Raw genomic sequence first — 25,654 nt, 5'->3', positions numbered from 1 at the left:
AATGAGCATTCCGAGCCTGTTTTTAACGCTGCAATGGCAACGCAGGTAGTTTTGCAACTGCCTGCGGTCAGTGATGGCCCAATAGATCGGCTAGTGCCACATCCAGATGGGTAAAACGAAAACTGAAACCCGCCTCCAGCAGGCGCGCCGGCACGGCACGCTGGCCGCCGAGCAGCAACTCGGACATCTCGCCGAGTGCAGCGCGCAGGACGAAGGCCGGCGCCGGGAAAATGGTCGGGCGGCTCAGCGCCTGGCCCAGCGCCTTGCTGAACTCGGCATTGCGCACGGGTAATGGCGCGCAGGCATTATAAGGACCGCGAGCGTCGCCCTGCTGCAAGAGAAAATCGATCAGGCCGATTTGATCGGCGATATGAATCCAGGGCATCCACTGCCGACCATCACCGATGCGCCCACCCAGGCCGAGCTTGAACGGCAGCAACAGGCGTTTGAGCATGCCGCCATCCGGGCTCAGCACCAGGCCGGTGCGCACCAGCACCACGCGAATCCCCAGGTCCTCGGCGCGTTGTGCAGTTTCTTCCCAGGCCCCACACAGCTGCGCGGCGAAATCATCGGTGACCTGCGGCGTATCTTCACTCAGCTCACGTTCACCGCCGTTGCCGTACCACCCCACCGCCGAGCCCGACAACAACAACGCTGGACGCTGTGTACGCCCCTGCAGCCAGGCCAGCAACTGCTCGGTCACCCCGATACGGCTGGACCATAACAGAGCCTTGCGCTTGCTGCTCCAGGGGCGGTCAGCAATGGGCGCGCCGGCCAGATTGATCACCGCGTCCAGTGGTTCTTCACCCAGCTCTTCAAGCCGGGCAATGCCTCGAACATCGGCCCCACAGAGGCGCGCGACCTTGCTTGGCTCACGACTCCAGACAGTCAGGCGGTGGCCCTGTTCGCTCCAGTGCGCGCAGAGCGCTCGTCCGATCAGACCGGTGCCGCCGGTCAGCAGGATATGCATGGCATCGTCCTCGCATGGCAATGGAAGAAACTTCACCTTTAGTCTGGTTCATGACGCGCATACCTGTCGCGTTTGTCCTAAACCTAAAGTAAGGGAGCGCCGCTTTCGGTGACAGCTATACATGAAAACACTCTTGTATAGCTCTTGTCCAAGCCTTAGCCTGTATAGCATTCAGCGCTGACGAGGTAACCATGAACGCACCCATCGCCATCATTGGCACCGGCATCGCAGGGCTATCCGCTGCCCAGGCCCTGCACGCCGCCGGCCAGGATATCGAACTGTTCGACAAGAGCCGTGGTAGCGGCGGGCGCATGGCGAGCAAGCGCAGTGACGCAGGCAGCCTGGATCTTGGCGCACAATACTTCACCGCACGTGACCGCCGCTTCGTCGAGGTGGTGCAGCAATGGCAGGCCCGCGGCTGGGTCGCCGAGTGGCAACCGAGCCTGTACAACGCCCAGGACGGCCAGCTCAGCGCCTCACCTGACGAGCAACTACGCTGGGTCGGCAGCCCGCGTATGAGTGCCATCACCCGTGCCATGCTCGGCGCCCTGCCGGTCAAATTCAGTTGCCGTATCACCGAAGTGTTCCGTGGCGACCGCTACTGGAGCCTGCTCGATGCCGAAGGCAACAGCCACGGCCCTTACAGCCATGTGATCGTTGCTACGCCCGCCCCCCAAGCCAGTGCCCTGTTGGCAGCCGCGCCGAAACTGGCTGGCACCGCAGCGAGCGTGATCATGGACCCGACCTGGGCGGTCGCACTGGGTTTCGACAGCCCCCTGGACACTCGCGTCGAGGGCTGCTTCGTGCAGGACAGCCCGCTCGACTGGCTGGCGCGCAACCCCAGCAAACCTGGCCGCGACACCCGCCTCGACACCTGGGTGCTGCACGCCAGCAGCGTCTGGAGCCGGCAGAATCTCGATCTGCCCAAGGAAGCGGTGATCGAACAACTGCACGGCGCCTTCGCCGAGCTGATCGGTTGCGCCGTGCCGCCGCCGAGCTTCACCCTCGCCCATCGCTGGCTGTATGCACGCCCGGCACAGGCGCATCAGTGGGGGGCACTGGCCGATGCCGATCTGGGCCTGTATGCCTGTGGCGACTGGTGCCTGTCGGGGCGGGTCGAAGGCGCCTGGCTCAGCGGCCAGGATGCTGCGCGTCGCCTGCTTGAGCACCTGCAATGAGCCAACCCAACAACAGGCCTGAAAAACGCCGCCTCAACCCGCGCAAACTGCTGCTGTCGAAATGGACAGCCGCGCAGCCGCAGAACCGCGAGCGTCATTTCCTGGTGACCGAACTGATCCGCGACGAGCAGGACAACATCCTCGGCGTCGAGCTTCAGGCGGTCCTCACACAACGCAGCCAGCAACTCGACTGGCACCAGTTGCAGGACAGCGAACGCTGGCTGCAAGGCTGGCGCTGACCCTCCCGTGATACCCGGCGGCGGCCCCCTCGGCTGGCGCCGATTGCCTGCACAGAAAAACCAATACCAAACCTATACAAAATATTTGACTTGTATAACTGCGCACCTATGATAGACACAAGTTGTACACGAATCACTTCATGTACAAGGTCTAATGAGGTCAGGTTATGCAAGCAAGCAAAGCCAAACTGGGCATCAGCGCCTGCCTGCTGGGCGCCGAAGTCCGCTACAACGGTGGCCACAAACTGTCGCGCCTGTGCAGCCGCAGCCTGACCGAACACTTCGATTTCATCCCGGTCTGTCCCGAAGTCGGCATCGGCATGTCGATCCCTCGGGAGCCGATTCGCCTGGTCGGCGACCCACAAGCGCCGCGCGCCGTCGGCACCGTCGACCGCTCGCGAGACGTCACCGACGCCCTGGCCGCCTACGGCGAACGCATGGCCACTGAACTGCAGGGCATCAGCGGCTACATCTTCATGCAGCAGTCACCGTCCTGCGGCCTGGAGCGGGTCAAGGTGTATCAGGAAGGCGGACGCCCGAGCGAGCCGGGGCGCGGCATCTTCGCTGCGGCCTTATGCGCGCGGCATCCGGATCTGCCGGTGGAAGAAGACGGCCGCCTCAATGATCCGGTGTTGCGCGAGAACTTCATCACCCGCGTCTATGCCCACGCCGAATGGCAGCGTCTGTTGCAGCAAGGCCTGACGCGTCGCGCCCTAATCGCCTTCCACTCGCGCTACAAGTACCTGCTGATGGCCACCGACCCGCTGCGCTACAAGACGCTCGGACGCATGCTCGGCGACCTGAGCCAGCACGATCTGGGTGAGCTGGCGCCGCGCTATTTCAGCGAGCTGATGAGCGCGCTGAAGAAATGCGCCACCCGTGGCACCCACAGCAACGTGCTGCAGCACCTGAGCGGCTATCTCAAGCGTGCGCTCAGCCCCGCCGAGAAGCAGGAAATGCAGCAACTGATTGGCCAATACCGCGACGGCATCGTGCCGCTGGTGGTGCCGCTGACGCTGCTCAAGCACCACTTCCGCCGTCACCCGGATCGCTACATCGCCGAGCAAGCGTATCTGCAGCCGCACCCCGAGCCACTCAGCCTGCGCAATGCGCTGTGATGCCATGACCAGCGAAACCATCGCCGAAGAAGAAACCGGCCACGACTACCGCCAGGCGCTCGACGAGGGCTACCTGCCGATTCGCGAGGTGGCCCGCAGCACCGGCATCAACGCCGTGACCCTGCGCGCCTGGGAACGCCGCTACGGGCTGATCGTGCCCTACCGCACACCCAAGGGACACCGCCTCTACTCACCGGCCAACCTCGCACGCATCAACGCCATTCTCGCCTGGCTGGCTCGCGGCGTTGCCGTCGGCCAGGTCAAGGCGCTGCTCGACCACGAGCAGGTGCCGCAAGCAACCCACAGCGACAACTGGTCACGTCAGCGCAACGAGCTGCTCGGCTGCATCGTCCAGTTCAACGAGCGACGCCTGGATGATCGCTTCAACTCGGCACTGGCGCTCTACCCGGCCAGCACCCTGGTCGAACAACTGCTGTGGCCGCTGCTCGGTGAACTGCGCCAGCGCTGGCAGGGCCAGTTCGGCGCACGTGCCGAGCAGGTGTTCTTCCTCTCCTGGCTGCGCAGCAAGCTGGCCACCCGCATTTACCACTGCAATCGCCAGGTCGGTGGCGCGCCGCTGCTGCTGATCAACCTCGGCGAGGCACCGATGGAACCGGGCCTGTGGCTGTGCGCCTGGCTGGCCAGCGCCAGCGATTGTCCGGTGGAGGTCTTCGATTGGCCGCTGCCGACCAATGAACTGCTGACGGCGCTGGAGCACATCGCCCCGCGCGCCGTGCTGTTGTATGCCGAAGAAGCGCTGGATGGCGCCCTGGTACGCCGCCAGTTACCCCGTCTGGCCGAACAATGCCGGGTGCCGCTGCTGCTCGCCGGCCCCGCCGCTCACATTCACCGCGACTCGCTGACCAGCCTGGAGTCGGCCAGCGACCCGCTCGCCGCGCACGCCTGGCTGTTGCAACAGGGTTTGCTCGGCACCCAAGAGGTAACCCCATGCAGCAACTGATGTGGTTTCGCAGCGACCTGCGCACCCAGGACAACACCGCCCTGAGCCGCGCCATGAGCAGCGGCGCGACCATCGCCCTGTATCTGGTCACGCCCGGCCAGTGGCAGCGCCATGACGACGCCGCGAGCAAGGTGGACTTCTGGCTGCGCAACCTGGCGGAGCTGAGCAAGGCCCTGGCGGCGCTCAATGTGCCGCTGCTGGTACGCCACTGCCACGACTGGAGCGAGGCGCCGCTGCAGGTCGCCGAGGTGTGTCATGAACACGACATCAGCGCCGTGCACGTCAACGAGGAGTACGGCATCAACGAGAGCCTGCGCGATCAGCAGGTCTGCGCCTACCTCGGCCAGCAGGCCATTGCCTGGCACAGCCATCTCGATCAGCTGTTGTTCAAGCCTGGCAGCGTACTGACCCGCTCCGGCGGCTACTTCCAGGTCTACAGCCAGTTCCGCAAGGTGTGCTACGAGCGCCTGCACACGGCCCTGCCGGCATTGATCGCCCCACCGAAGGCGCAAACGCCGCTGGCCATCGGCAGTGAGGCGATACCCGAAACCGCAGAGGGTTTCGCCACACCCAGCGCCAGCCTGCGCCTGCTCTGGCCCGCCGGAGAGGAGGCGGCCCTGCAGCGCCTGCAGCGCTTTAGCGACGAGCAGGTCACCTACTACAAGGACGAACGCGACTTCCCCGCCAAGCCTGGCACCAGCCAGTTGTCAGCCTACCTGGCCGCCGGCGTCGTATCGCCGCGCCAATGCCTACATGCCGCGCTCGCGGCCAATCAGGGCGAGTTCGACAGTGGCAACCCAGGCGTCGTCACCTGGATCAACGAGCTGCTCTGGCGTGAGTTCTACAAGCACACACTGGTCGGCTACCCACGGGTATCGCGCCACCGTGCCTTCCGCCTGGAAACCGAGGCGGTGCCATGGCGCCACGCCCCCGAAGACCTGGCCGCCTGGCAAGAGGGCCGCACCGGCCTGCCGATCATCGATGCGGCCATGCGCCAACTGCTGGAAACCGGCTGGATGCACAACCGCCTGCGCATGATCGTCGCCATGTTCCTGACCAAGAACCTGCTGATCGACTGGCGCGAGGGCGAGCGCTTCTTCATGCGTCACCTGATCGATGGCGATCTGGCGGCGAACAACGGCGGCTGGCAGTGGAGCGCCTCCACTGGCACCGATGCAGCGCCGTACTTCCGCATTTTCAACCCGATCAGCCAGTCGCAGAAGTTCGATCCCGAAGGCCAGTTCATTCGCCAGTGGGTGCCGGAACTGGCCGGCCTGAACAAGCGCGATATTCATGACCCGTCCGCACTGGGCGGCCTGTTCGCGCCCGCCGGTTACCCGCGCCCGATCGTCGATCTGTCGCGCTCGCGTGAACGCGCGTTGGCGGCGTTCAAGAACCTGTCTGCGCGGGAGGTTCCGGCATGAGTGCATTTCTTCACGACTTCGCCGAGCGCTTCGCCGCGCTGAACAAGGACAACCTCGATCTGCTCGGCGAGCTGTACAGCGATGACCTGCTGTTTCGCGACCCGCTGCATGAAGTGCATGGGCTGACAGCGCTGCGCCGCTATTTCGCCGAACTCTACGCCAACGTCGAGGCGCTGCGTTTCGAGTTCCACGGCTTCGATCAGGTCGCCAAAGGTGAGGGCTACCTGCGCTGGACCATGCGTTATCGCCACCCACGCCTACGTGGCGGCGAGGAAATCGCCGTCGAAGGCTGCTCGCACCTGCTCTGGCGTGAGCGCGTTTATCAACACCGTGACTACTTCGATGCTGGCGCACTGCTCTATGAACATCTGCCGGTACTCGGCAGCGTGATCGCCTGGTTGAAGCGGAGGCTGGCATGAAACGCATCTGGCTGACCGGTGCCAGCAGCGGCATCGGCGCTGCCCTGGCCGAAGAACTGCTCAAGGCCGGCCACCAGCTGGCGTTGAGCGCACGCAGCAGTGGCCCGTTGCAAGACTTTGCCACGCGCTATGGCGAGCAGGTACTGGTCGCCCCGGGTGACCTGACCGACGCCGAACAGGTGCGTGCCATTGGCCAGCGCATCGCCCAGCAGTGGGGCGCACTGGATTGCGTGATCCTCAATGCCGGCACCTGCGAATACGTCGAGGTGCGTCAGTTCGAGGCGGCGATGATCGAGCGCGTGGTCAAGGCCAACCTGTTTTCTGCCAGCTACTGCATCGAAACCGCCCTGCCGCTGCTGCGCCAGGGCAACCGCCCGCATCTGGTCGGTGTGGGCAGCTCGGTCACCTTCATGCCGCTGCCGCGTGCCGAGGCCTATGGTGCGTCCAAGGCCGCCATGCGTTACCTGCTGCAGACGCTGCGCATCGATTTGGCCAGCGAAGGCATCGACGTCACCCTGGTCAGCCCCGGTTTCGTCGACACCCCGCTGACGCAGAAGAACGACTTTCCGATGCCCATGCGCTGGCCGGTGGAGCGCGCCGCACGGCACATCGCCGAACGCCTGGACAAGCGCCCACACGAGGTCGCCTTTCCCACTCCCTTCATCGCCGTGCTGAAACTGCTCGGCAGCCTGCCCAGCAGCCTGCAACTGGCCATAGGTCGCCGCCTGGCGCGCAACGAGGACAACGCATGAAAATCGCCATCGTCGGCAGCGGCATCGCCGGCCTGACCTGTGCCTACCTGCTCAATCGCCAGCACGACATTCAGGTGTTCGAAGCCAGCGACTGGATCGGCGGCCACACCCATACCGTCGACGTGCAGGTGGACGGTCGCAGCTACGCCATCGATACCGGTTTCATCGTCTTCAACGACTGGACCTACCCCAACTTCATTCGCCTGCTGGAGCAGATCGGCGTCGGCTTCAAGCCCACCGAAATGAGCTTCTCGGTCAGCGACCCGGCCACCGGCGTGGAGTACAACGGCCACGACCTCAATACCCTGTTCGCCCAACGCAGCAACCTGCTGTCGCCGGCGTTCTGGGGCATGCTGCGCGACATCCTGCGTTTCAATCGCCAGTCGCTGGACGACCTGGCCAACAACCGCATCAGCGCCGACACCACGCTCGGCCAGTACCTCGACAGCAACGGCTATGGCCGCCGCTTCATCGAGCATTACATCGTGCCGATGGGCTCGGCCATCTGGTCGATGTCACTGGCCGACATGCTCGGTTTCCCGCTGCAGTTCTTCGTGCGCTTCTGCAAGAACCACGGCCTGCTCTCGGTCAGCGACCGGCCGACCTGGCAGGTGATCGAAGGCGGCTCGCGCAGCTACGTGGCGCCCTTGACCGCCAGCTTCGCCGAGCGCATTCGCCTCAACTGCCCGGTCAGCCGCGTCGTGCGTGATCAGGATGGCGTCACCCTGCACAGCGCTGCCGGCAGCGAGCGCTTCGACAAGGTGATCTTCGCCTGCCACAGCGACCAGGCCCTGGCCCTGCTCGATCAAGCCAGCGAGAAAGAAAGTGAAATCCTCGGCGCCCTGCCCTACGCCAACAACGACGTGGTGCTGCACACCGACACGCGCCTGCTGCCCAAGCGCAAGCTGGCCTGGGCCAGCTGGAACTATCGCCTGGGCGGGCCGCGTGAACAGATGGCGGCGGTGACCTACGACATGAACATCCTGCAGGGCATCGACAGCGACACCACCTTCTGCGTCAGCCTCAACCAGACGGCCGCCATCGACCCGAGCAAGATCCTCGCACGCTTCCAGTACGCCCACCCGCAGTACAGCCTGGCCGGCACGGCGGCGCAAGCGCGCTGGGAAGAGCTGCTCGGCGCGCAGCACACCTACTATTGCGGCGCCTACTGGGCCAACGGTTTTCATGAAGATGGCGTGGTCAGCGCACTGCGCGTAGCCCGTGCCTTCGGAGAGACGCTCTGATGCACAGCGCCCTGTACAGCGGCTGGGTGCAGCATCGCCGCTTCGCCCCGCGCGCCCATGCCTTTCGCTATCGCATGGGTCTGCTGTACCTCGACCTGAGTGAGCAGGCGCAGCTGTTCGCCCTGTCAAAGCTGGCCGGTTCCGGCCGCTGGGCGCCATTCGCCTTTCGCGAGAGCGACTACCTGCCCGAGTCCACCCGCCAGGGCGTGCCCCTGCATGAGGCGGTGCGCGATCGCGTGGAGCAGGCACTGGGCACACGCCCGCAAGGTCGCATCTGCGTGCTGACGCAGCCGCGCAGCTGGGGCCTGGCGTTCAATCCAGTGAGCATCTTTTACTGCCATGACGCCGACCAGCGACTGATGGCGATTCTCTGTGAAGTCAGCAATACGCCGTGGCGTGAGCGTTATCACTACGTGCTGCCGGCAGAGGGTGAAGGCCGCCATCAAGTCAGCGTGGACAAGGCCTTTCACGTCTCGCCTTTCCTGCCGCGCGAGCTGCAATACCGCATGAGTTTCAGCGCCGTCGGCGAACGCCTTGGCGTGCACATGGCCGACTGGCAAGCCGATACCAAGATGTTCGATGCCAGCCTCAGCCTGCACCGCGAAGCTCTCGACCGCGCCAGCCTGCACCGCTATCTGCTGAGTTTCCCCTGGATGACCGGCAAAACCCTGGCCGCCATCTACTGGCAGGCGATGCGCCTGCTGTTCAAGCGCATCCCGATTTTCGACCACAAGCCCGCGGAAGGCAGCTTCCGTGTAGCCCGCCCGCAAGCGAAGGACATGCCCCATGAAGAGCTCTAGCCTGACCGCAACAAGAAGCCTGGTACGCAGTGGCAACGGCATTGGCGCCGGTCTGTTGCGGCGCGCCGTGATGCGCCAGCTGCAGAACCTGCACCACGGTCTGCTGGTAATTCATGAGGCGGGTGACAGCCTGCACTTCGGTAACCCCCAGGCTCATCTGCGCGCCGAAATCACCGTGCATGACCCTGCGGTCTGGGGTCTGGTGGCGGGCAATGGCTCGATCGGCTCGGGCGAAGCCTACATACATGGCTACTGGAGCACGCCGGACCTGACTGCGGTGATTCGCATCTTCGTCGCCAACCTCGACGTGCTGGACGCCATGGAGGGTGGCCTGGCGCGCCTCGGCCGGCCGCTTATCCAGGGCCTGCACTGGCTCAATCGCAACACCCGCAAGGGCTCGCGCCGCAATATCGCCGCACACTACGACCTGGGCAATGACCTGTTCGAACAATTCCTCGACCCGACCATGATGTATTCGGCAGCCATGTTCGCGAACGAGGACGACAGCCTGGAGCAGGCGCAGCTCAACAAGCTCGAACGCATCTGCCAGAAACTTGCACTGCAGCCTACGGACCACTTGCTGGAGATCGGTACCGGCTGGGGCAGCATGGCCATCTATGCCGCTACTCATTACGGCTGCCGGGTGACCACCACCACCTTGTCGCGCGAGCAGCACGCCCATACCGAGCGACGCATTCGCGAGCTGGGCCTGGAGGATCGCGTCACCCTGCTGCTGGAGGACTACCGCGACCTCGATGGCCAGTACGACAAGCTGGTCTCCATCGAGATGATCGAAGCCGTCGGCCATCGCTTCCTGCCCACCTACTTCGAGCAGTGCGCGCGCCTGCTCAAGCCCGACGGGCTGATGCTGCTACAGGCCATCACCATCCGTGATCAACGCTACGAGCAGGCCTGCAAGTCGGTGGACTTCATCCAGCGCTACATCTTCCCCGGCGGCGCCCTGCCCTCGGTGCAGAAGATGCTCGACGTGGTCACCCGGCATACCGACTTCAACCTGCATCACATGGAAGATTTCGGCCTGCACTACGCGCGTACCCTGCGTCTGTGGCACGACAACCTGCGTCACGCGCGGCAGTGCCTGGAGCAGTTGGGCTACGACGATTACTTCTATCGCCTGTGGGAGTTCTACCTCTGCTATTGCGAAGGCGGCTTCCTCGAACGCACCATTGGCACCGCGCAATTGCTGCTGGCCAAACCGGCCGCACGCCCTGCGCCTCTGTTAGGAAACTTCGATGCCTAAGCTGATCGCCAATGCCCTCCTGTTCCAGCTCGGCTGGCTGGTCTGCGTCTTTGCTGGCGACAGCCCCTGGCTGCTGGTGGTGGCAGTGATCATTGGCGTGCACCTGCTGTGGGTCAGCAGTTGGGCGGCCGAAGGCAAGCTGCTGCTCAGCGTGTTTCTCGCCGGCAGCGCGCTGGACAGTTTTCTGCTCAACCTCGGCGTATTCGATTTCGGCGAGGAGCGCCAGCTGATCCCCCTGTGGCTGGCCCTGCTCTGGCTGCTACTGGCCAGCACGCTCAATCACTGTCTGGCCTGGACTGCCCAGCCCTGGTGGCGAGCCAGCCTGCTCGGCGCGGTTGCCGCACCGCTGTCCTACTACGGCGGCGCCAAGATCGCCGGCGTCACCCTGCCACTGGGTACCTGGCCAACCCTGGCCATTCTGGCGCTGGTCTGGGCCATGGTGATGCCGGTGCTGCACGGCTTCGCCAAACTCTATCGTGCGCAATACGAGCAGAGCCTGCGCAGCCGCCGCTCGGCCTAGCCGATAGCCTCCGTAGGAGCGGCGCCTCGCCGCAAACCACTTCGGCTCGGGTTCGAAAAGCTTCGCCCCGGGGCGGGGCTCCTACGAAAAGCACAAATGCCCGCATGTGTAGGAGCGGCGCCCCGCCGCGAACCAGGCGGCGCGGCCCCAAAACGCTTCGCCCCGAGGCGGGGCTCCTACGAAAAGCACAAATGCCCGCATGCGTAGGAGCGGCGCCGCGCCGCGAACCAGGCGGCGCGGCCCCAAAACGCTTCGCCCCGAGGCGGGGCTCCTACGAAAAGCCCCGCGTATCCACTGCATGGCGTACACTGCCGCGCCATGAGCCAGACCATCCCCCATACCCAACTGCCAACCGAACCCGAGATCAGTTGCAGCACTTGCGCGGCTTGCTGCTGCCAGCTGGAAGTGATGCTGTTCGGCGATAACGACGTGCCGCAGCATTTGATCGATACCGACCAGTGGGGCAGCGAAGTGATGCGTCGCCTGGACGACAACTGGTGCGCAGCGCTGGACCGCAACAGCATGCGCTGCACCATCTACGAGGTGCGCCCACTGATCTGCCGGGAGTTCGAGCTGGGTGCGGCCGAATGCCTGGAAGAGCGCCGGGGCATCGCTCAGGCCTATCGCTAGCGGAGCGCACCGCGCACAGGCCAGAGGCACAATGAAAAAGACCGGGGCTTGCCTAATGCCAGTCAGTTAAGCGCTACAGCTTGACCTTCTGCGCGCTGAATCGGGTAGGAGGCGGGGTCACCCCCGCCGTCCTCCCACACCACCGTACGTACGGTTCCGTATACGGCGGTTCCTGCCTACTGACAAACAGCATCAGCGAGCTTGGTTCCGTTGATGTGTCGCCTGCGGTAGCTAAGCGCCCAGACCGGCCCTCGGAGTTTCCGACTCCTACCTCCTGATGGTCTCGACCACCGCTGTTCACGGCGTTTCTGCTTTACGCGCCAACAGAGAGCACACCTGACTATCCACTCATGACAGGTTCAGCCCTTCATCGCTCCGGTTCCGAGCAACTACTACGGCCTCTGCTGACTTCTGTTCGCCCATCCCGTCACCTCTCGGGGCCGGTAGCACATGGCAGGCCAAACAGATCTCCCAGGGTAATTCGCGCGACCTTCCTGCTTATGCCTGTCGGATTTACGTCGTAGCGTTCCGTGCAAGTATCGGGCTTTGGCAATCGTTGCTACCTCACCCCGCTACGCCGCCTCTATCCGCTTCCTGTTCGTCAGGCCAGCATTTTGCCTCGGGCTTCCTTCAGATTCGCAGTCGCCCGCGACACCCTTGCCTCTGGCTAACACTTCCCCTTGCCGGGTGTGTAGAGGACTTTCACCTCCAAGTCGTCCAGTCCACCACCACAGTGAACCGAACAGCGCCAGTCACGGCGCTACGCGCCATGCCTGGCGCACAATAAAAATGCCAGTCAGCTTAACTGACTGGCATTAGGGGCTTGCCCGGTCTTTTTATTCAGAAGCTCATGCGGTAATGCACGGTGTAGGCTTCCGCGCCGTCATTGGGGTTCTTCAGGCCCGCGTTGGAATAGTGAATGGCACGCAGACCAATCTCCTGCCCCGCGAAACGCAGGCCGACGCCGATACGGTCTTCGAACTGAAACGACGAGCCCAGATCGTTGCTCTCAAGCTCGGTGCTGGAGAACGCCGCAACGCCGATGCCGGCTTCGATGTACGGACGCACGTTCTGCCCGGCGAACTCGTAAACGAATACCGGCGCGAAAGAAACGCTGTGGTTACTCGCCGTGTCATCGCCATCCCAGTAGGTGTAACCCAGGTCCCAGTAACCAGTCAGACGTCCATAGCTGCTCTCCAGCCAGCTGTGGTTCCAGTCCCACTGCGCGCCCAAGCGATAAACCATGGTGGAGTCGCCACTCTGACCAATAGCCGCGGTTACGTCCGCAGCCTGCGCAGCACCCATGATTCCAAACGTCAGGGCCGTAGCTGCGGCAAAGGCATATAACTTCTTCATGAGTCATTCCTTGTATAGCGGGAAGTTTTTATCAGGCTCGTTACAAAAATATAGAAGTATTCGATATCAGAGAAAGCCCAAACCGAAAAAAATTCACTATATCGAAAGCACTTCGGCCGTTTCACTCAACAAAATCGGCAATACTCGGCAAAGTTGCGCAGTGTTTCCGCTGCTCCAGTAGCGAGTGGCCCGAGTGGGCGCAGTTGCCAGCATGTCGTGCTGAGTGAGCAAACGCTGCAGCTGCCGCGCCACTGCCGCGCCGGTATCGATGAGGGTCACCGAAGGTGGCACCAGCTCGACCAGCAGCGGACGCAGGAAGGGATAGTGGGTGCAGCCGAGAATCAGCGTGTCACAGCCCTCGGCCAACAGCGGCGCCACATAACCTTGCAGCAGTTCGCGCGTGGCCGGTGCCTGCAGCTCGCCGGCCTCGATGCATTCCACCAACCCCGGACAGGGCTGGGTGATCACCCGCACATCATTGGCGAAGCGATCGAGCAGTGCAGCGAACCTGGCGCTCTTGAGCGTACCGGTGGTTGCCAGCACACCGACCACGCCACTGCGGGTCGCCGCCGCCGCCGGTTTTACCGCCGGCTCCATGCCGACGATGGGCAAATCCGCATAACGCTCGCGCAGCTCGGCGGCAGCTGCGGCCGTGGCGGTATTGCAGGCCAGCACCAGGGCCTTGGCACCCTGCGCCAGCAGGTGCTCGGTGATTAGCACGCAGCGTTCGCGAATGTATTCCGGGCTTTTCTCGCCGTAAGGCACGTGGCCGCTGTCAGCGACGTAAAGCAGCGACTCGTTGGGTAGTAGCTGACGAATCTCGCGCAGCACCGACAGGCCGCCGACGCCGGAGTCGAAAACGCCAATCGGCGCCTGCGACTGATTCATTTCAAATCATCCCCACGGCTACGCAGCCTATCCTTAGCAGGCCGTTGAAAAACTACCTGCGTTGGCAATACTGCGTTAAAAACGGCCTCAAAATGCTCATTTACAACACGTAAACTGCGCTTTTTCGGCCGTTTTTGCCTTGTCTTGCCTGCCTCGCCTACGTTTTTCAACGGCCTGTTAGCGCCCACCGCACACCTCGCAAGCCGGGTCGCGCTTGACCCGCAGTTCGCGAAAGCGCGTGCCCAGCGCATCGATCAGCAGCAAGCGACCCACCAGCGGCTCACCGAAACCGGCCAGCAGCTTGAGCGCCTCCAGTGCCTGCAGGCTACCGACCAGCCCCACCAGCGGGCCGACCACGCCGGCTTCGCTGCAGGTCAGCTCGGCCTCGCTGCCGTGGCCATACAGGCAGTGATAACAAGGGCTGGCGGCGTTGCGCGGATCGAACACCGAGAGCTGGCCTTCCAGGCGGATCGCCGCCCCGGAGACCAGCGGCTTGCCCGCCGCGACGCAGGCAGCATTGACCGCCTCGCGGGTGGAGAAATTGTCCGAGCAGTCCAGCACCAGGTCGACGGAGCTCACGGCGGCGGCCAGCGAGTCGACGTCCAACGCCTGCCGATGCGGCACCAGTGTGATCTGCGGATTGATCGCCCCCAGCCGCGCCATGGCCGAATCCACCTTAGCCTGGCCGATGCTGGCGGTGTCGTGGGCGATCTGCCGCTGCAGGTTGGTCAGGTCCACCGTATCGAAGTCCGCCAGGTGCAACTCACCGACGCCAGCGGCCGCCAGATACAGCGCCACCGGCGAGCCCAGCCCGCCCATACCGACGATCAATACACGGCCCTGTTTAAGGCGCAGCTGGCCTTGCACATCAATCTGTTTCAGCAGGATCTGCCGGCTGTAACGCAGCAGCTCATCATCGCTCAGCATCTGATCACTCACGGTCGAAACGTCCCAAACTGATGCGCTCATGACCACCCAGGTCACGCCGACTATTGACCGCGACGAAGCCGCCCTCGCTGAGCAAGCTGCGCACGGCCTCGGCCTGATCGAAGCCATGCTCCAGCAGCAGCCAGCCACCGGACAGCAGGTGCTGCGGCGCGGCCTGGATGATCACACGAATATCGTTCAGCCCGTCGCTGCCGGCGATCAGAGCGCTGCTCGGTTCGAAACGCACATCACCCTGTTCGAGATGCTGGTCGTCAGCGCGGATATAGGGTGGGTTGCTCAGGATCAGGCCATAACGCTGTCCGCTCAGTGCAGAGAACCAGTGGCTATGCAAGAACGCTGCGTTACCCAGTTGCAGGCGCTGACGGTTGCGCTCAGCCAGGGCCACGGCGTCCTCGACGCGATCCACGCCGGTCACCTGCCAGGCCGGACGCTCGCTGGCCAGGGCCAGGGCGATGGCGCCGGTGCCGGTGCCCAGATCGAGTACAGCCAGCGGCGTGGCCGGCAGCAGTTCGAGCGCGGTTTCCACCAGCAGTTCGGTGTCCGGACGTGGAATCAGGGTATGTGGCGCCACTTCCAGATCGAGGCTCCAGAAGCCCTGATGACCGAGGATATAAGCGACTGGCTCGCCCTGACGACGGCGTTGCAGGTGGTTCTGAAACAGGGCCAGTTGCTCGTCATCCAGCTCGCGCTCCGGCCAGGTACGCAGGTAACTGCGCGGCTTGTTCAGCGCGGCCGCCAACAGCAGCTCGGCGTCCAGCCGCGGCGTGGGCGAGTCGGGCAGGTCGGCGCTGTTAAGCAGGGATTCAATGGTGGCCATGTCGTTCTCGTAGCGGCGCCAGCCATGCGCACCGCTGCACTTAATCGCCCAACGCCGCCAACTGGTCGGCCTGGTACTCGGCCAGCAGCGGCTCGATGATGGCGTCGACGCCGCCTGCGATCACGTCGTTCAGCGAATACAGGGTCAGGTTAATGCGGTGGTCGGTCACCCGGCCCTGCGGGAAGTTGTAGGTGCGGATGCGCTCGGAGCGGTCGCCCGAGCCCACCAGCAGCTTGCGCGTTTCGGAGATTTCCTTGTGCGCCGCCGCTTCCTGCTGGTCCTGCAGCTTGGCCGCCAACCAGGCCATGGCCTTGGCGCGGTTCTTGTGCTGCGAGCGTTCTTCCTGACATTCCACCACGGTGCCGGTGGGAATGTGGGTGATGCGGATCGCCGAGTCGGTGGTGTTGACGTGCTGGCCACCGGCGCCGGATGAGCGGTAGGTGTCTACGCGCAAATCGGCCGGGTTGATCTCGATGGCCGCCTGCTCGTCCGGCTCCGGCAATACCGCCACAGTGCAGGCGGAGGTGTGGATGCGGCCCTGGGATTCGGTTTCTGGCACGCGCTGCACGCGATGAGCACCGGACTCGAACTTGAGCTTGGCGTAGACGTTGTCGCCCTCGACACGGGCGATCACTTCCTTGAAACCGCCGTGCTCGCCTTCGTTGGCCGACAGCACCTCGACGCGCCAACCCTGCCTCTCGGCATAGCGCGAGTACATGCGGAACAGGTCGCCGGAGAAGATCGCCGCCTCGTCACCGCCGGTGCCGGCGCGGATTTCCAGATAGACGTTGCGGCCGTCGTTGGGGTCTTTCGGCAGCAGCATGCGCTGCAGCTTGTCTTCCAGGGTGACCAGCGCTTCCTTGGCCTGGGCCACTTCCTCTTCGGCCATCTCGCGCATGTCCGCGTCGCTGTCCTTGAGCAGCGCCTGAGCGCCTTCGAGGTCGCTCTGTACCTTGCGCAGCTCGCGGAAGGTGGCAATCACCGGCTCGATCTCGGCGTATTCCTTGGAATAGGCGCGAAACTGCGTCTGCTTGGAAATCACCTCGGCATCGCCGAGCAGCGCCGTCAGTTCCTCGAAGCGGTCGCTGAGGTTGTCCAGCTTGTTCAACAGTGAAGCTTTCATTGCAGACCTTTGTCCTGCGGCGCGCTCTCGTCGAGAGCGAACAATTCCTGGGCCAGGCTGAGCGCATCGACGCGCCCCTCGGCGGTGAGTTTCTTCATGCGTACGCTGGGTGCGTGCAGCAGCTTGTTGGTCAGGCCACGGGCCAGTTGCGCCAGCACATCTTCGGGATTGCTGCCATTGACCAGCATGCGCTGCGCCTTGGCCAGTTCCTCGTCGCGCAGACGCTCGGCCTGCTGGCGATAGGCCTTGAGCACATCGACTGCGGCCAGCTCGCGCAGGCGCAGCATGAAATCGTCGGTACCGGCTGCCACCAGCTCCTCGGCTGCCTGCGCCGCGCCCTGGCGGCTCTTGAGGTTTTCCTCGATGACCTCGTGCAGGTCGTCGACGGTATAGAGGTAAACGTCGTCCAGCTCGCCCACCTGTGGCTCGATATCACGCGGCACGGCGATGTCGACCATGAAGATCGGCTTGTGCCTGCGTTTTTTCAGCGCGCTTTCCACCGCCCCCTTGCCGAGAATCGGCAACTGGCTGGCGGTGGAGCTGATGACGATATCGCTGTGCGCCAGCTCATCGGGGATGTCCGACAGCAGCACCGCATGCGCGCCGAACTGCTCGGCCAACTGGCTGGCGCGCTCCAGGGTGCGGTTAGCGACGACGATGCGCTTGATGCCCTGATCATGCAGGTGGCGGGCGACCAGGCTGATGGTTTCGCCGGCGCCGATCAGCAGCGCCTGGCTGCGGTGCAGGTCGGCGAAGATCTGCTTGGCCAGGCTCACGGCAGCGAAGGCCACGGACACCGGGTTTTCACCGATGGCAGTGTCGGTGCGCACGGTCTTGGCGGTGCTGAAGGTGGCCTGGAACAGGCGCCCGAGCAATGGCCCGACGGTGCCGGCCTCACGCGCCACGGCGTAGGCGGACTTGAGCTGGCCGAGAATCTGCGGCTCGCCCAGCACCATCGAGTCAAGCCCGCAGGCGACGCGCATCATGTGCCGAACCGCGTCCTCCTCGCTGTACACGTAGGCGCAGGCGCGCAATTCGTCGACACTCAGGCGATGATAGTCGGCCAGCCACTGCAGCACTTCATCGCTGCTCAGTTGATCTTGCTCCAGGTACAACTCGCTGCGGTTGCAGGTAGAGAGGATCGCTGCCTCGCGGCTGGGTGTCAGCCGACACAGCTGCTGCAACGCCTCGACCAGTTGCTCCGGGGTGAAAGCAACGCGCTCGCGCACCTCTACCGAGGCGGTCTTGTGGTTGATACCGAGGGCGATAAAGGCCATGCAGGGTCGCTGAGGGGCAATACGGGAGCCGGCAATTGTCCTACTTCGCCCCCGAGAGAACAACTCCCGCGACCTATTGTCCCAATAGACAGTTCGCCGCATCGTCCTGGCCAGTGGGCTTGCTCCAAGGCTTGTGTCATGATGCCGCGAACGTCGCAGGGCACGCGCCAGCACGGCCCCGCCCCGGAATAACGCACGACAAGGCACTATGAACAGACCCCTCGCGTTGCTCACTGCATTCGCCTTCCTCAGCGGCTGCCAAACCTTCGCCCCCAGCGAGCCGGACGGTACGCCGCCGGTACAGGAAGCCGATCAGACCACCCAGCTGGAACCGAGCGAATACGGCTCGTTCAGCGAGGAAACCCTGTTCGCCCTGCTCACTGCCGAGCTGGCCGGGCAGCGCAATCGCTTCGACATCGCCCTCAGCAACTACGTGCAGCAGGCCAACGCCACTGGCGATGCCGGTGTTGCCGAACGCGCCTTCCGTATTGCCGAGTACCTCGGCGCCGAACAGGCCGCGCTCGACAGCGCACTGATCTGGGCCAGGAGCGCGCCAAGCAACATCGACGCCCAACGCGCCGCCGCCGTGCAGCTGGCCCGCGCTGGCCGTTACGACGAATCCATGACCTATATGGAGCAGGTGCTGCAGCGCCAGGGCGATACCCACTTCGACTTCCTCGCCCTGTCCGCCGCAGAAACCGACCCGGATACCCGCGCCGGCCTGCTGCAGGGCTTCGATCGCCTGCTGAGCAAGAACCCGGACAACAGCCAGCTGCTGTTCGGCAAGGCCATCCTCCTGCAACAGGACGGCCGCGCCGAAGAGGCACTGAAGCTGCTCGAAGACAGCGCGGCGAGCAGCAACGAGGTATCGCCGATCCTGCTGCGCGCCCGCCTGCTGCAGAGCCTCGGCCGTGGCAAAGAGGCCATGCCGATCCTGCAGAAAGGCATCCGCAACAACCCCGACGACAAACGCCTGCGCCTGACCTATGCGCGCCTGCTGGTCGAGCAGGATCGCCTCGACGACGCCAAGGGCGAGTTCGCCAAGCTGGTGCAGGAAAACCCCAACGACGACGACCTGCGTTTCTCCCTGGCGCTGGTGTGCCTGGAAGCTGAAGCCTGGGAAGAAGCCATCGTCTACCTCGAAGAGCTGGTCGAACGCCGCAGCCATGTCGATGCCGCGCACTACAACCTCGGCCGCGCTTACGAAGCGCTGAGCGACAACGACAGAGCTCTGCAGGAATACGCCCTGGTCGGCCCGAGCAACGACTATCTGCCGGCCCAGCAACGCCAGGCCGAACTGCTGTTCGCCCAACAGCGCAATGAAGAAGCCAGCGCACGCCTGGCCCAGGCACGCAGCGCACAGCCCGATTACGCCATCCAGCTGTACCTGATCGAAGCCGAAGGCCTGAGCAATCACCGCCAGGTCGAGGCGGCCTGGAAGGTGATCAACGAAGGGCTGGAACAGTACCCCAACGACCTGAACCTGCTTTATACCCGCGCCATGCTCGCGGAAAAGCGCGATGACCTGACCCAGCTGGAAACCGACCTACGCTATATCATCCAGCGCGAGCCGGAACACGCCATGGCGCTCAACGCCCTCGGCTACACCCTGGCCGACCGCACCACGCGCTATGAAGAAGCGCGCGAGCTGATCGAGAAAGCGCACCAGCTCAACCCGGACGACCCGGCGATTCTCGACAGCCTCGGCTGGGTCAACTATCGCCAGGGCAACCTCGACGAGGCCGAGCGCCTGCTGCGCCAGGCCCTGGAGAAATTCCCCGACCACGAAGTGGCCGCCCACCTCGGCGAAGTGCTCTGGGCCCAAGGCAAGCAGCGCGACGCCCGACGCGTCTGGCGCGACGCCCTCAGCGCAACGCCCGACAGCCCCATTCTGCGTGACACGCTGTTGCGCCTGACCGGTTCCGAGACTCTTTGATGCTTCGTCACCTACTCGTATTCAGCCTTATCGCCCTGCTCGCCGGCTGCGCCGGCCTCACCTCGCACGAAGCGCTGGAAGGCCAGGGCGACCCGGCCCAGTGGAAAGCCCACAAAGAGCAGATCACTCAGCTCGACGGCTGGCAGATCAACGGCAAGATCGGCATCCGCGCCCCGCAGGATTCCGGTAGCGCCACCCTGTTCTGGCTGCAGCGCCAGGATTACTACGACATTCGCCTGTCCGGCCCGCTGGGTGGCGGCGCCGCCCGCCTGACCGGCCGCCCGGGCGACATCCTGCTGGAAGTATCCAACCGCGGTCGTTTCCGCGCCGAATCGCCGGAAGCCCTGCTGCAAGAGCAACTGCGCCTGGACCTGCCAGTGTCCAACCTGCTCTGGTGGATTCGCGGCCTGCCCGCCCCGGAAAGCCGCAGCCGCATTACACTCGATGAGCAAAGCCACCTGGCGCAGCTGGAACAGGACGGCTGGCAGGTCGAATACCAGCGCTACACCGAGCAGAACGGCTACGCCCTGCCGGAGCGCCTGAAGCTCTACGGCCAGGACCTGGAAGTGACCCTGGTGATCAAGGACTGGCAGCCGCGTCAGTTGGGGCAGTAAGCGACCACATTCTCTGTGGGAGGGGCTTCAGCCGCGACAGCTTGCCCAGCGCCGCCCATAGCACGCAGCCGCGTGGATAGGCCACGCGGCCTGCTACTTCCGCGAACCACTTCCTCTCCCATTTATGGGAGAGGGCCGGGGAGAGGGTGATTTGCCGCCCCTCTCCCCCGCCCCTAACACGACTCTTCAGCGCACTCCATGACCAACACCGCCATCCCCAGCCACGCCGAACTGATCCTGCCCGCCCCCGCCAAGCTCAACCTGATGCTGCATATCCTCGGCCGCCGCGCCGACGGCTATCACGAGCTGCAGACCCTGTTTCAGTTTCTCGACCACGGCGACGAACTCGGCTTCAGCGTTCGCCAGGATGGCGAAATCCGCCTGCACACGCCCATCGAAGGCGTACCGCATGACAGCAACCTGATCGTGCGTGCGGCCAAAAGGTTGCAGGCAGCCAGCGGCACCCTACTGGGCGCCGATATCTGGCTGGACAAACGCCTGCCCATGGGCGGCGGCATCGGCGGCGGCAGCTCGGATGCCGCCACTACCCTGCTCGGCCTCGACCACCTGTGGAGCACCCAACTGGGCGAAGATCGTCTGGCCGAACTGGGCCTGGCCCTCGGCGCCGACGTGCCGGTATTCGTGCGCGGCCACGCCGCCTTCGCCGAGGGCGTTGGCGAGCGCCTGACCCCCGTAAAACTGGACGAACCCTGGTTCCTCGTCGCCGTACCGCAAGTCTTTGTAAGCACAGCAGAAGTTTTCGGCTCGCCCGAGTTGACACGGGATACGCCGCCCATTAAAGTTCGCAGCCTTCTTGCGGGGGGTGGTCGAAACGACTGCCAGCCGGTCGTAGAGAAGCGTTACCCTGAAGTTCGTAACGCTTTGATCTTGTTGAACAAATTTGTTTCAGCTAGATTGACCGGCACTGGAGCTTGCATATTTGGGAGCTTCCCAAATCGGGACGATGCTGATAAAGTCGCCCGCCAACTTCCAGGCACTCTGCCGAGTTTTGTCGCTCAAGGTCGCAACATTTCGATGCTGCACCGCAAGCTCCAAGCATTGGCCAAGAAGTGAATGCTCAGCATTCGGTTATACGATACAGGGGCGTCGCCAAGCGGTAAGGCACCAGGTTTTGATCCTGGCATGCGTTGGTTCGAATCCAGCCGCCCCTGCCATAACCTCCCTCGGGAGGCATCGAGAACCGAGTCAAAAAGCATTCAACACAGAATATAGGGGCGTCGCCAAGCGGTAAGGCACCAGGTTTTGATCCTGGCATGCGTTGGTTCGAATCCAGCCGCCCCTGCCATTTTCCATACCCATCCAGGTATACCCCCAGCCGGCAGGTACTGCGCGTGTCCAAGATGATGGTCTTCACGGGGAACGCAAACCCCGATCTGGCGCGACGGATCGTTCGTCAGCTGCACATTCCCCTCGGCGATGCTTCGGTCGGTAAGTTCTCCGACGGCGAAGTCATGATCGAAATCAACGAGAACGTTCGCGGTAAGGACGTCTTCCTGATTCAGCCGACCTGTGCACCCACCAACGACAACCTGATGGAACTGGTAGTGATGGCCGACGCCTTCCGCCGTTCCTCGGCGACTCGCATCACTGCAGTCATCCCCTACTTCGGTTATGCCCGCCAGGATCGCCGTCCGCGTTCCGCGCGCGTGGCAATCAGCGCCAAAGTGGTTGCCGACATGCTCACCGTGGTCGGTATCGACCGCGTGCTGACCGTCGACCTGCACGCTGACCAGATCCAGGGCTTCTTCGACATCCCGGTGGACAACATCTACGGCTCCCCGGTCCTGGTCGACGACATCGAAGACCAGCGCTTCGACAACCTGATGATCGTCTCCCCCGATATCGGTGGCGTCGTACGTGCTCGCGCCGTGGCCAAGAGCCTGGGCGTCGACCTGGCGATCATCGACAAGCGTCGTGAGAAGGCCAACCAGTCCGAAGTGATGCACATCATCGGTGACGTCGAAGGCCGTACCTGCATCCTGGTCGACGACATGGTCGACACTGCCGGCACCCTGTGCCACGCCGCCAAAGCGCTGAAAGAGCGCGGCGCCGCCAAGGTCTACGCCTACTGCACCCACCCGGTGCTGTCCGGCCGCGCCATCGAGAACATCGAGAATTCCGTCCTGGACGAGCTGGTGGTCACCAACACCATCCCGCTGTCCGCTGCGGCGCAGTCCTGCTCGCGCATTCGCCAGCTCGACATCGCCCCGGTCGTCGCCGAAGCGGTTCGCCGCATCAGCAACGAAGAATCGATCAGCGCCATGTTCCGCTAAGCGGAACTGGCCAGATCACACTGCCCCGCCTCGTGCGGGGCTTTTTGCCCTACCGCCCGAGGCTGGTCGCAAGCCACAAGGCGGTTTGGTTATTTTGGAGATGTGAAATGACTGTTGAATTTGCCCTGAATGCCGAAGTGCGTTCCGACCTGGGGAAAGGTGCGAGCCGCCGCCTGCGTCGTAACGTGTCCATGGTGCCTGCCGTGATCTACGGTGGCGACAAAGCCCCGCAATCGATCAGCCTGCTGGCCAAAGACCTGGCCAAGCTGCTGGAAAACGAAGCTGCCTTCAGCCACGTCCTGAGCCTGGACGTTGCCGGTACCAAAGAAAACGTTCTGATCAAAGCCCTGCAGCGCCACCCGGCCAAAGGCTTCGTTCTGCACGCTGACTTCCAGCGCGTCGTAGCCGGCCAGAAACTGACCGCCCACGTACCCCTGCACTTCATCAACGAAGCAACCGCCGTTGGCGTGAAGCAGCAAGGTGGCGAGATCTCCCACACCATCAGCGAAGTCGAAGTTTCCTGCCTGCCGAAAGACCTGCCGGAATTCATCGAAGTCGACATGGCTGCCGTGGAAGTTGGCCAGACTGTCCACATGTCCGACCTGAAGCTGCCGAAAGGCGTTGAGCTGGTTGCTCTGGCTCACGGTAACGACCTGGCTGTCTCCAACATCCACGCCAGCCGCGTTAAAGACGAAGAAGGCGCTGCCGAGTAATCGCAGCGCGGAACCCGCCCGGCAGGCGATCACGCCGGGCGATTTCCTCAAAAGGGCTCCTGTATGACTGCCGTACAACTGATCGTTGGCCTGGGTAACCCCGGCCCCGAATACGACCAGACCCGGCACAATGCAGGGGCCCTTTTCGTTGAGCGCGTGGCCGAGAGCCAGCGCGTCAACCTCAGCGTCGATCGCAAATATTTCGGCCTGGTGGGCAAGTTCGTTCACCAGGGGCGCGAAGTTCGCCTGCTCATCCCCACCACCTACATGAACCGCAGCGGCCAGTCCGTGGCGGCCTTGGCCAATTTCTTCAAGCTCAAGCCCGAAGAAATCCTGGTGGCCCACGACGAACTCGACATGCCACCCGGCGTCGCCAAGCTCAAACAGGGCGGCGGCCACGGTGGGCACAACGGCCTGCGCGACATCATCGCCCAGCTCGGCAACCAGAATAACTTCCATCGCCTGCGGCTCGGCATCGGCCATCCGGGGCACGCCAGCCTGGTATCCGGCTACGTGCTCGGACGCGCCCCACGCAGCGAACAGGAACTGCTCGACAAGAGCATCGACTTCGCCTTGGACGTCCTGCCGGAAATACTTGCCGGCGACTGGGCCGTGGCCATGCGCAAACTGCATAGCCAGAAGGCCACCAAGTAACCACCTTTCCCCCGAGGGACACATCATGGGATTCAACTGCGGCATCGTCGGCCTGCCCAACGTCGGCAAGTCCACCCTGTTCAACGCCCTCACCAAATCCGGCATCGCGGCGGAGAACTTCCCCTTCTGCACCATCGAGCCGAACAGCGGCATCGTGCCCATGCCCGACCCGCGCCTGGATGCCCTGGCCGAGATCGTCAAGCCCGAAAAGGTCATCCCCACCACCATGGAATTCGTCGACATCGCCGGCCTGGTAGCGGGCGCGTCGAAAGGTGAAGGCCTGGGCAACAAGTTCCTCGCCAACATCCGCGAGACCGACGCCATCGCCCACGTGGTGCGCTGCTTCGAAGACGAGAACGTCATCCACGTTGCCAACAGCGTCGACCCCAAGCGCGACATCGAGATCATCGACCTCGAACTGATCATGGCCGACCTCGACAGCTGCGAGAAGCAACTGCAGCGCGTGGCTCGCACCGCCAAGGGTGGCGACAAGGAATCCGTGGCGCAGAAGGCCCTGCTGGAAAAGCTCATCCCCCACCTCACCGAAGGCAAGCCGGCACGCAGCCTGCTCAAAGACCTGGGTGACGACGAGAAGCGCCTGGCCAAGACCTTCCACCTGCTCACCACCAAGCCGGTGATGTACATCGCCAACGTCGCCGAAGACGGCTTCGAGAACAACCCGCACCTCGACGTGGTCAACGCCATCGCCGAAGCGGAAGGCGCCATCGTCGTACCGGTGTGCAACAAGATCGAAGCCGAGATCGCCGAACTGGACGATCTCGAAGAAATGCAGATGTTCCTCGAAACCATGGGCATGGAAGAGCCGGGCCTGAACCGCGTGATCCGCGCCGGTTACTCGCTGCTCAACCTGCAGACCTACTTCACCGCTGGCGTGAAGGAAGTACGCGCCTGGACCGTCAAAGTCGGCGCCACCGCCCCGCAGTCGGCTGCAGCGATCCACACCGACTTTGAAAAAGGCTTCATCCGCGCCGAAGTCATCGCCTACAACGACTTCATCCAGTACAAGGGCGAAGCCGGCGCCAAGGAAGCCGGCAAATGGCGCCTGGAAGGCAAGGACTACATCGTCAAGGACGGCGACGTGATGCACTTCCGCTTTAACGTTTGATCGTTGGGAGCAGTGCATGAACAAAACCCCGCGAAGCGGGGTTTTGTTGTTTTTGGGGTTTGGGAATCTCCAGGTAGCGGCTAGCGCGAACCGGGCATTATGAATCCGCTACGAACGACCCGACTGAACCAGGCCACCCCAGGAAATGGGCTTTTCAGCACTCCCCAATGCTGACTAGACCAGTCCTTCCCAGAAAAATCGACCAATGTAGTCACGTAACCGCTCCATAAACCCCGTCCTGGCGGACGGTTTTTTTTCAGGAAGCAGAGGCAGAAGCTGGCGAGCAACTCCACGGCAGCAGCGCTTCGTAACCCTCGACGCGGCTCGCCGCTGGCAGGCGTTCAAGGATGTGGCGCAACCAGGCATAGGGCTCTCGCCCATTAGCCTTGGCG

General features: G+C 63.5%; 27 protein-coding genes and 2 tRNA genes. 21 read left to right on the top strand and 8 right to left on the bottom strand.

Annotated features, from left to right (window positions below):
- Positions 1 to 67 precede the first annotated feature (67 nt).
- A complete protein-coding gene (locus N5J71_RS10535; RefSeq protein WP_279916831.1) occupies positions 68 to 970 on the bottom strand; it encodes a TIGR01777 family oxidoreductase in 903 nt (300 codons plus the stop codon).
- A 191-nt stretch (positions 971 to 1,161) separates the two neighbouring features.
- Here N5J71_RS10535 and N5J71_RS10530 point away from each other — a divergent pair, with 191 nt between their 5' ends.
- The 12 genes from N5J71_RS10530 to N5J71_RS10475 all read left to right on the top strand — a co-directional run bounded on the left by N5J71_RS10530 (position 1,162) and on the right by N5J71_RS10475 (position 11,516).
- The gene (locus tag N5J71_RS10530) at positions 1,162 to 2,148 is read left to right on the top strand and encodes an NAD(P)/FAD-dependent oxidoreductase (RefSeq protein WP_279916830.1); all 987 of its coding nucleotides are present in this window, start codon (positions 1,162 to 1,164) and stop codon (positions 2,146 to 2,148) included.
- A complete protein-coding gene (locus N5J71_RS10525; protein ID WP_074861211.1) occupies positions 2,145 to 2,387 on the top strand; it encodes a TIGR02450 family Trp-rich protein in 243 nt (80 codons plus the stop codon). The genes N5J71_RS10530 and N5J71_RS10525 overlap by 4 nt, the downstream gene beginning before the upstream one ends.
- A 167-nt stretch (positions 2,388 to 2,554) precedes the next feature.
- A complete protein-coding gene (locus tag N5J71_RS10520; RefSeq protein ID WP_074861213.1) occupies positions 2,555 to 3,505 on the top strand; it encodes a YbgA family protein in 951 nt (316 codons plus the stop codon).
- 4 nt (positions 3,506 to 3,509) lie between these two features.
- Positions 3,510 to 4,466 (top strand): MerR family transcriptional regulator, encoded by a 957-nt coding sequence (locus N5J71_RS10515; RefSeq protein ID WP_074861232.1) that lies wholly within the window; start codon positions 3,510 to 3,512, stop codon positions 4,464 to 4,466.
- Entirely contained in the window at positions 4,454 to 5,890 is a 1,437-nt protein-coding gene (gene phrB / locus N5J71_RS10510; protein WP_279916829.1) for a deoxyribodipyrimidine photo-lyase, read from the top strand. The genes N5J71_RS10515 and phrB overlap by 13 nt, the downstream gene beginning before the upstream one ends.
- Positions 5,887 to 6,309 (top strand): nuclear transport factor 2 family protein, encoded by a 423-nt coding sequence (locus N5J71_RS10505; RefSeq protein WP_074861217.1) that lies wholly within the window; start codon positions 5,887 to 5,889, stop codon positions 6,307 to 6,309. Before phrB ends, N5J71_RS10505 begins: the two co-directional genes overlap by 4 nt.
- Positions 6,306 to 7,061 (top strand): SDR family NAD(P)-dependent oxidoreductase, encoded by a 756-nt coding sequence (locus tag N5J71_RS10500; RefSeq protein ID WP_074861219.1) that lies wholly within the window; start codon positions 6,306 to 6,308, stop codon positions 7,059 to 7,061. The genes N5J71_RS10505 and N5J71_RS10500 overlap by 4 nt, the downstream gene beginning before the upstream one ends.
- Positions 7,058 to 8,305, top strand: coding sequence for an NAD(P)/FAD-dependent oxidoreductase (locus N5J71_RS10495; RefSeq protein ID WP_279916828.1), 1,248 nt, complete (start codon positions 7,058 to 7,060; stop codon positions 8,303 to 8,305). Before N5J71_RS10500 ends, N5J71_RS10495 begins: the two co-directional genes overlap by 4 nt.
- Complete coding sequence (locus N5J71_RS10490; RefSeq protein ID WP_108234471.1) at positions 8,305 to 9,105, top strand: DUF1365 domain-containing protein; 801 nt, start codon at positions 8,305 to 8,307, stop codon at positions 9,103 to 9,105. Before N5J71_RS10495 ends, N5J71_RS10490 begins: the two co-directional genes overlap by 1 nt.
- The gene (locus N5J71_RS10485) at positions 9,092 to 10,366 is read left to right on the top strand and encodes an SAM-dependent methyltransferase (protein ID WP_279916827.1); all 1,275 of its coding nucleotides are present in this window, start codon (positions 9,092 to 9,094) and stop codon (positions 10,364 to 10,366) included. Before N5J71_RS10490 ends, N5J71_RS10485 begins: the two co-directional genes overlap by 14 nt.
- Complete coding sequence (locus tag N5J71_RS10480; RefSeq protein WP_074861227.1) at positions 10,359 to 10,886, top strand: DUF2878 domain-containing protein; 528 nt, start codon at positions 10,359 to 10,361, stop codon at positions 10,884 to 10,886. The genes N5J71_RS10485 and N5J71_RS10480 overlap by 8 nt, the downstream gene beginning before the upstream one ends.
- A gap of 318 nt (positions 10,887 to 11,204) precedes the next feature.
- Positions 11,205 to 11,516 carry a YkgJ family cysteine cluster protein gene (locus N5J71_RS10475; RefSeq protein WP_003459516.1) on the top strand — a complete coding sequence of 104 codons (312 nt, stop codon included), beginning with the start codon at positions 11,205 to 11,207 and terminating at the stop codon, positions 11,514 to 11,516.
- An 840-nt stretch (positions 11,517 to 12,356) separates the two neighbouring features.
- Here the strand turns inward: N5J71_RS10475 and N5J71_RS10470 are convergent.
- The 6 genes from N5J71_RS10470 to hemA form a co-directional block, all read right to left on the bottom strand.
- The gene (locus tag N5J71_RS10470; RefSeq protein WP_279916826.1) at positions 12,357 to 12,872 is read right to left on the bottom strand and encodes an acyloxyacyl hydrolase; all 516 of its coding nucleotides are present in this window, start codon (positions 12,870 to 12,872) and stop codon (positions 12,357 to 12,359) included.
- Positions 12,873 to 12,968: 96 nt separating this feature from the next.
- Positions 12,969 to 13,760 (bottom strand): glutamate racemase, encoded by a 792-nt coding sequence (gene murI, locus N5J71_RS10465; RefSeq protein WP_257598766.1) that lies wholly within the window; start codon positions 13,758 to 13,760, stop codon positions 12,969 to 12,971.
- Positions 13,761 to 13,937: 177 nt separating this feature from the next.
- A complete protein-coding gene (locus N5J71_RS10460) occupies positions 13,938 to 14,687 on the bottom strand; it encodes a molybdopterin-synthase adenylyltransferase MoeB (protein WP_074861203.1) in 750 nt (249 codons plus the stop codon).
- A gap of 4 nt (positions 14,688 to 14,691) precedes the next feature.
- Positions 14,692 to 15,525, bottom strand: a complete 834-nt coding sequence (gene prmC, locus N5J71_RS10455; RefSeq protein WP_003459512.1) for a peptide chain release factor N(5)-glutamine methyltransferase — start codon at positions 15,523 to 15,525, stop codon at positions 14,692 to 14,694.
- Between the two features lie 40 nt (positions 15,526 to 15,565).
- Positions 15,566 to 16,648, bottom strand: a complete 1,083-nt coding sequence (gene prfA / locus N5J71_RS10450; protein ID WP_074861193.1) for a peptide chain release factor 1 — start codon at positions 16,646 to 16,648, stop codon at positions 15,566 to 15,568.
- A complete protein-coding gene (hemA, locus tag N5J71_RS10445; RefSeq protein ID WP_104729116.1) occupies positions 16,645 to 17,925 on the bottom strand; it encodes a glutamyl-tRNA reductase in 1,281 nt (426 codons plus the stop codon). Before hemA ends, prfA begins: the two co-directional genes overlap by 4 nt.
- A 208-nt stretch (positions 17,926 to 18,133) precedes the next feature.
- Between hemA and N5J71_RS10440 the strand changes: the two genes are divergently transcribed.
- From N5J71_RS10440 to ychF, 9 genes are all read left to right on the top strand, one after another.
- Complete coding sequence (locus N5J71_RS10440; RefSeq protein ID WP_279916825.1) at positions 18,134 to 19,861, top strand: tetratricopeptide repeat protein; 1,728 nt, start codon at positions 18,134 to 18,136, stop codon at positions 19,859 to 19,861.
- The gene (lolB, locus tag N5J71_RS10435) at positions 19,858 to 20,475 is read left to right on the top strand and encodes a lipoprotein insertase outer membrane protein LolB (protein WP_039964354.1); all 618 of its coding nucleotides are present in this window, start codon (positions 19,858 to 19,860) and stop codon (positions 20,473 to 20,475) included. The genes N5J71_RS10440 and lolB overlap by 4 nt, the downstream gene beginning before the upstream one ends.
- Before the next feature lie 198 nt (positions 20,476 to 20,673).
- Positions 20,674 to 21,549 carry a 4-(cytidine 5'-diphospho)-2-C-methyl-D-erythritol kinase gene (gene ispE, locus N5J71_RS10430; protein WP_279916824.1) on the top strand — a complete coding sequence of 292 codons (876 nt, stop codon included), beginning with the start codon at positions 20,674 to 20,676 and terminating at the stop codon, positions 21,547 to 21,549.
- Between the two features lie 26 nt (positions 21,550 to 21,575).
- Positions 21,576 to 21,650: transfer RNA gene (locus N5J71_RS10425), tRNA-Gln, on the top strand.
- Positions 21,651 to 21,706: 56 nt separating this feature from the next.
- Positions 21,707 to 21,781 (top strand) — tRNA-Gln (locus N5J71_RS10420).
- 46 nt (positions 21,782 to 21,827) lie between these two features.
- Entirely contained in the window at positions 21,828 to 22,769 is a 942-nt protein-coding gene (locus N5J71_RS10415; RefSeq protein ID WP_003244667.1) for a ribose-phosphate pyrophosphokinase, read from the top strand.
- Positions 22,770 to 22,876: 107 nt separating this feature from the next.
- Complete coding sequence (locus tag N5J71_RS10410) at positions 22,877 to 23,482, top strand: 50S ribosomal protein L25/general stress protein Ctc (RefSeq protein WP_003459503.1); 606 nt, start codon at positions 22,877 to 22,879, stop codon at positions 23,480 to 23,482.
- 63 nt (positions 23,483 to 23,545) lie between these two features.
- Positions 23,546 to 24,136, top strand: a complete 591-nt coding sequence (gene pth / locus N5J71_RS10405) for an aminoacyl-tRNA hydrolase (RefSeq protein ID WP_279916823.1) — start codon at positions 23,546 to 23,548, stop codon at positions 24,134 to 24,136.
- Between the two features lie 25 nt (positions 24,137 to 24,161).
- Positions 24,162 to 25,262, top strand: coding sequence for a redox-regulated ATPase YchF (ychF, locus tag N5J71_RS10400; RefSeq protein WP_074861200.1), 1,101 nt, complete (start codon positions 24,162 to 24,164; stop codon positions 25,260 to 25,262).
- Positions 25,263 to 25,518: 256 nt separating this feature from the next.
- On the opposite strand, the gene N5J71_RS10395 is transcribed toward ychF, so the two are convergent.
- Positions 25,519 to 25,654: transposase domain-containing protein (locus N5J71_RS10395; protein ID WP_279916846.1), on the bottom strand; the 136-nt coding region annotated here is incomplete at its 5' end.

Origin of the sequence: Ectopseudomonas oleovorans (assembly GCF_029845265.1) — a bacterium.
GTDB classification, from domain to species: domain Bacteria; phylum Pseudomonadota; class Gammaproteobacteria; order Pseudomonadales; family Pseudomonadaceae; genus Aquipseudomonas; species Aquipseudomonas oleovorans.
The sequence above is the reverse complement of the archived record's forward strand: the minus strand, read 5'-3'. Positions and strand labels throughout refer to the sequence as shown.

Coding starts and splice junctions, on each gene's coding strand:
- N5J71_RS10535 (WP_279916831.1), bottom strand. CDS start 970: ATGCATATCCTGCTGACCGGCGGCACCGGTCTGATCGGACGAGCGCTC.
- N5J71_RS10530 (WP_279916830.1), top strand. CDS start 1,162: ATGAACGCACCCATCGCCATCATTGGCACCGGCATCGCAGGGCTATCC.
- N5J71_RS10525 (WP_074861211.1), top strand. CDS start 2,145: ATGAGCCAACCCAACAACAGGCCTGAAAAACGCCGCCTCAACCCGCGC.
- N5J71_RS10520 (WP_074861213.1), top strand. CDS start 2,555: ATGCAAGCAAGCAAAGCCAAACTGGGCATCAGCGCCTGCCTGCTGGGC.
- N5J71_RS10515 (WP_074861232.1), top strand. CDS start 3,510: ATGACCAGCGAAACCATCGCCGAAGAAGAAACCGGCCACGACTACCGC.
- phrB (WP_279916829.1), top strand. CDS start 4,454: ATGCAGCAACTGATGTGGTTTCGCAGCGACCTGCGCACCCAGGACAAC.
- N5J71_RS10505 (WP_074861217.1), top strand. CDS start 5,887: ATGAGTGCATTTCTTCACGACTTCGCCGAGCGCTTCGCCGCGCTGAAC.
- N5J71_RS10500 (WP_074861219.1), top strand. CDS start 6,306: ATGAAACGCATCTGGCTGACCGGTGCCAGCAGCGGCATCGGCGCTGCC.
- N5J71_RS10495 (WP_279916828.1), top strand. CDS start 7,058: ATGAAAATCGCCATCGTCGGCAGCGGCATCGCCGGCCTGACCTGTGCC.
- N5J71_RS10490 (WP_108234471.1), top strand. CDS start 8,305: ATGCACAGCGCCCTGTACAGCGGCTGGGTGCAGCATCGCCGCTTCGCC.
- N5J71_RS10485 (WP_279916827.1), top strand. CDS start 9,092: ATGAAGAGCTCTAGCCTGACCGCAACAAGAAGCCTGGTACGCAGTGGC.
- N5J71_RS10480 (WP_074861227.1), top strand. CDS start 10,359: ATGCCTAAGCTGATCGCCAATGCCCTCCTGTTCCAGCTCGGCTGGCTG.
- N5J71_RS10475 (WP_003459516.1), top strand. CDS start 11,205: ATGAGCCAGACCATCCCCCATACCCAACTGCCAACCGAACCCGAGATC.
- N5J71_RS10470 (WP_279916826.1), bottom strand. CDS start 12,872: ATGAAGAAGTTATATGCCTTTGCCGCAGCTACGGCCCTGACGTTTGGA.
- murI (WP_257598766.1), bottom strand. CDS start 13,760: ATGAATCAGTCGCAGGCGCCGATTGGCGTTTTCGACTCCGGCGTCGGC.
- N5J71_RS10460 (WP_074861203.1), bottom strand. CDS start 14,687: ATGCTGAGCGATGATGAGCTGCTGCGTTACAGCCGGCAGATCCTGCTG.
- prmC (WP_003459512.1), bottom strand. CDS start 15,525: ATGGCCACCATTGAATCCCTGCTTAACAGCGCCGACCTGCCCGACTCG.
- prfA (WP_074861193.1), bottom strand. CDS start 16,648: ATGAAAGCTTCACTGTTGAACAAGCTGGACAACCTCAGCGACCGCTTC.
- hemA (WP_104729116.1), bottom strand. CDS start 17,925: ATGGCCTTTATCGCCCTCGGTATCAACCACAAGACCGCCTCGGTAGAG.
- N5J71_RS10440 (WP_279916825.1), top strand. CDS start 18,134: ATGAACAGACCCCTCGCGTTGCTCACTGCATTCGCCTTCCTCAGCGGC.
- ispE (WP_279916824.1), top strand. CDS start 20,674: ATGACCAACACCGCCATCCCCAGCCACGCCGAACTGATCCTGCCCGCC.
- N5J71_RS10410 (WP_003459503.1), top strand. CDS start 22,877: ATGACTGTTGAATTTGCCCTGAATGCCGAAGTGCGTTCCGACCTGGGG.
- pth (WP_279916823.1), top strand. CDS start 23,546: ATGACTGCCGTACAACTGATCGTTGGCCTGGGTAACCCCGGCCCCGAA.
- ychF (WP_074861200.1), top strand. CDS start 24,162: ATGGGATTCAACTGCGGCATCGTCGGCCTGCCCAACGTCGGCAAGTCC.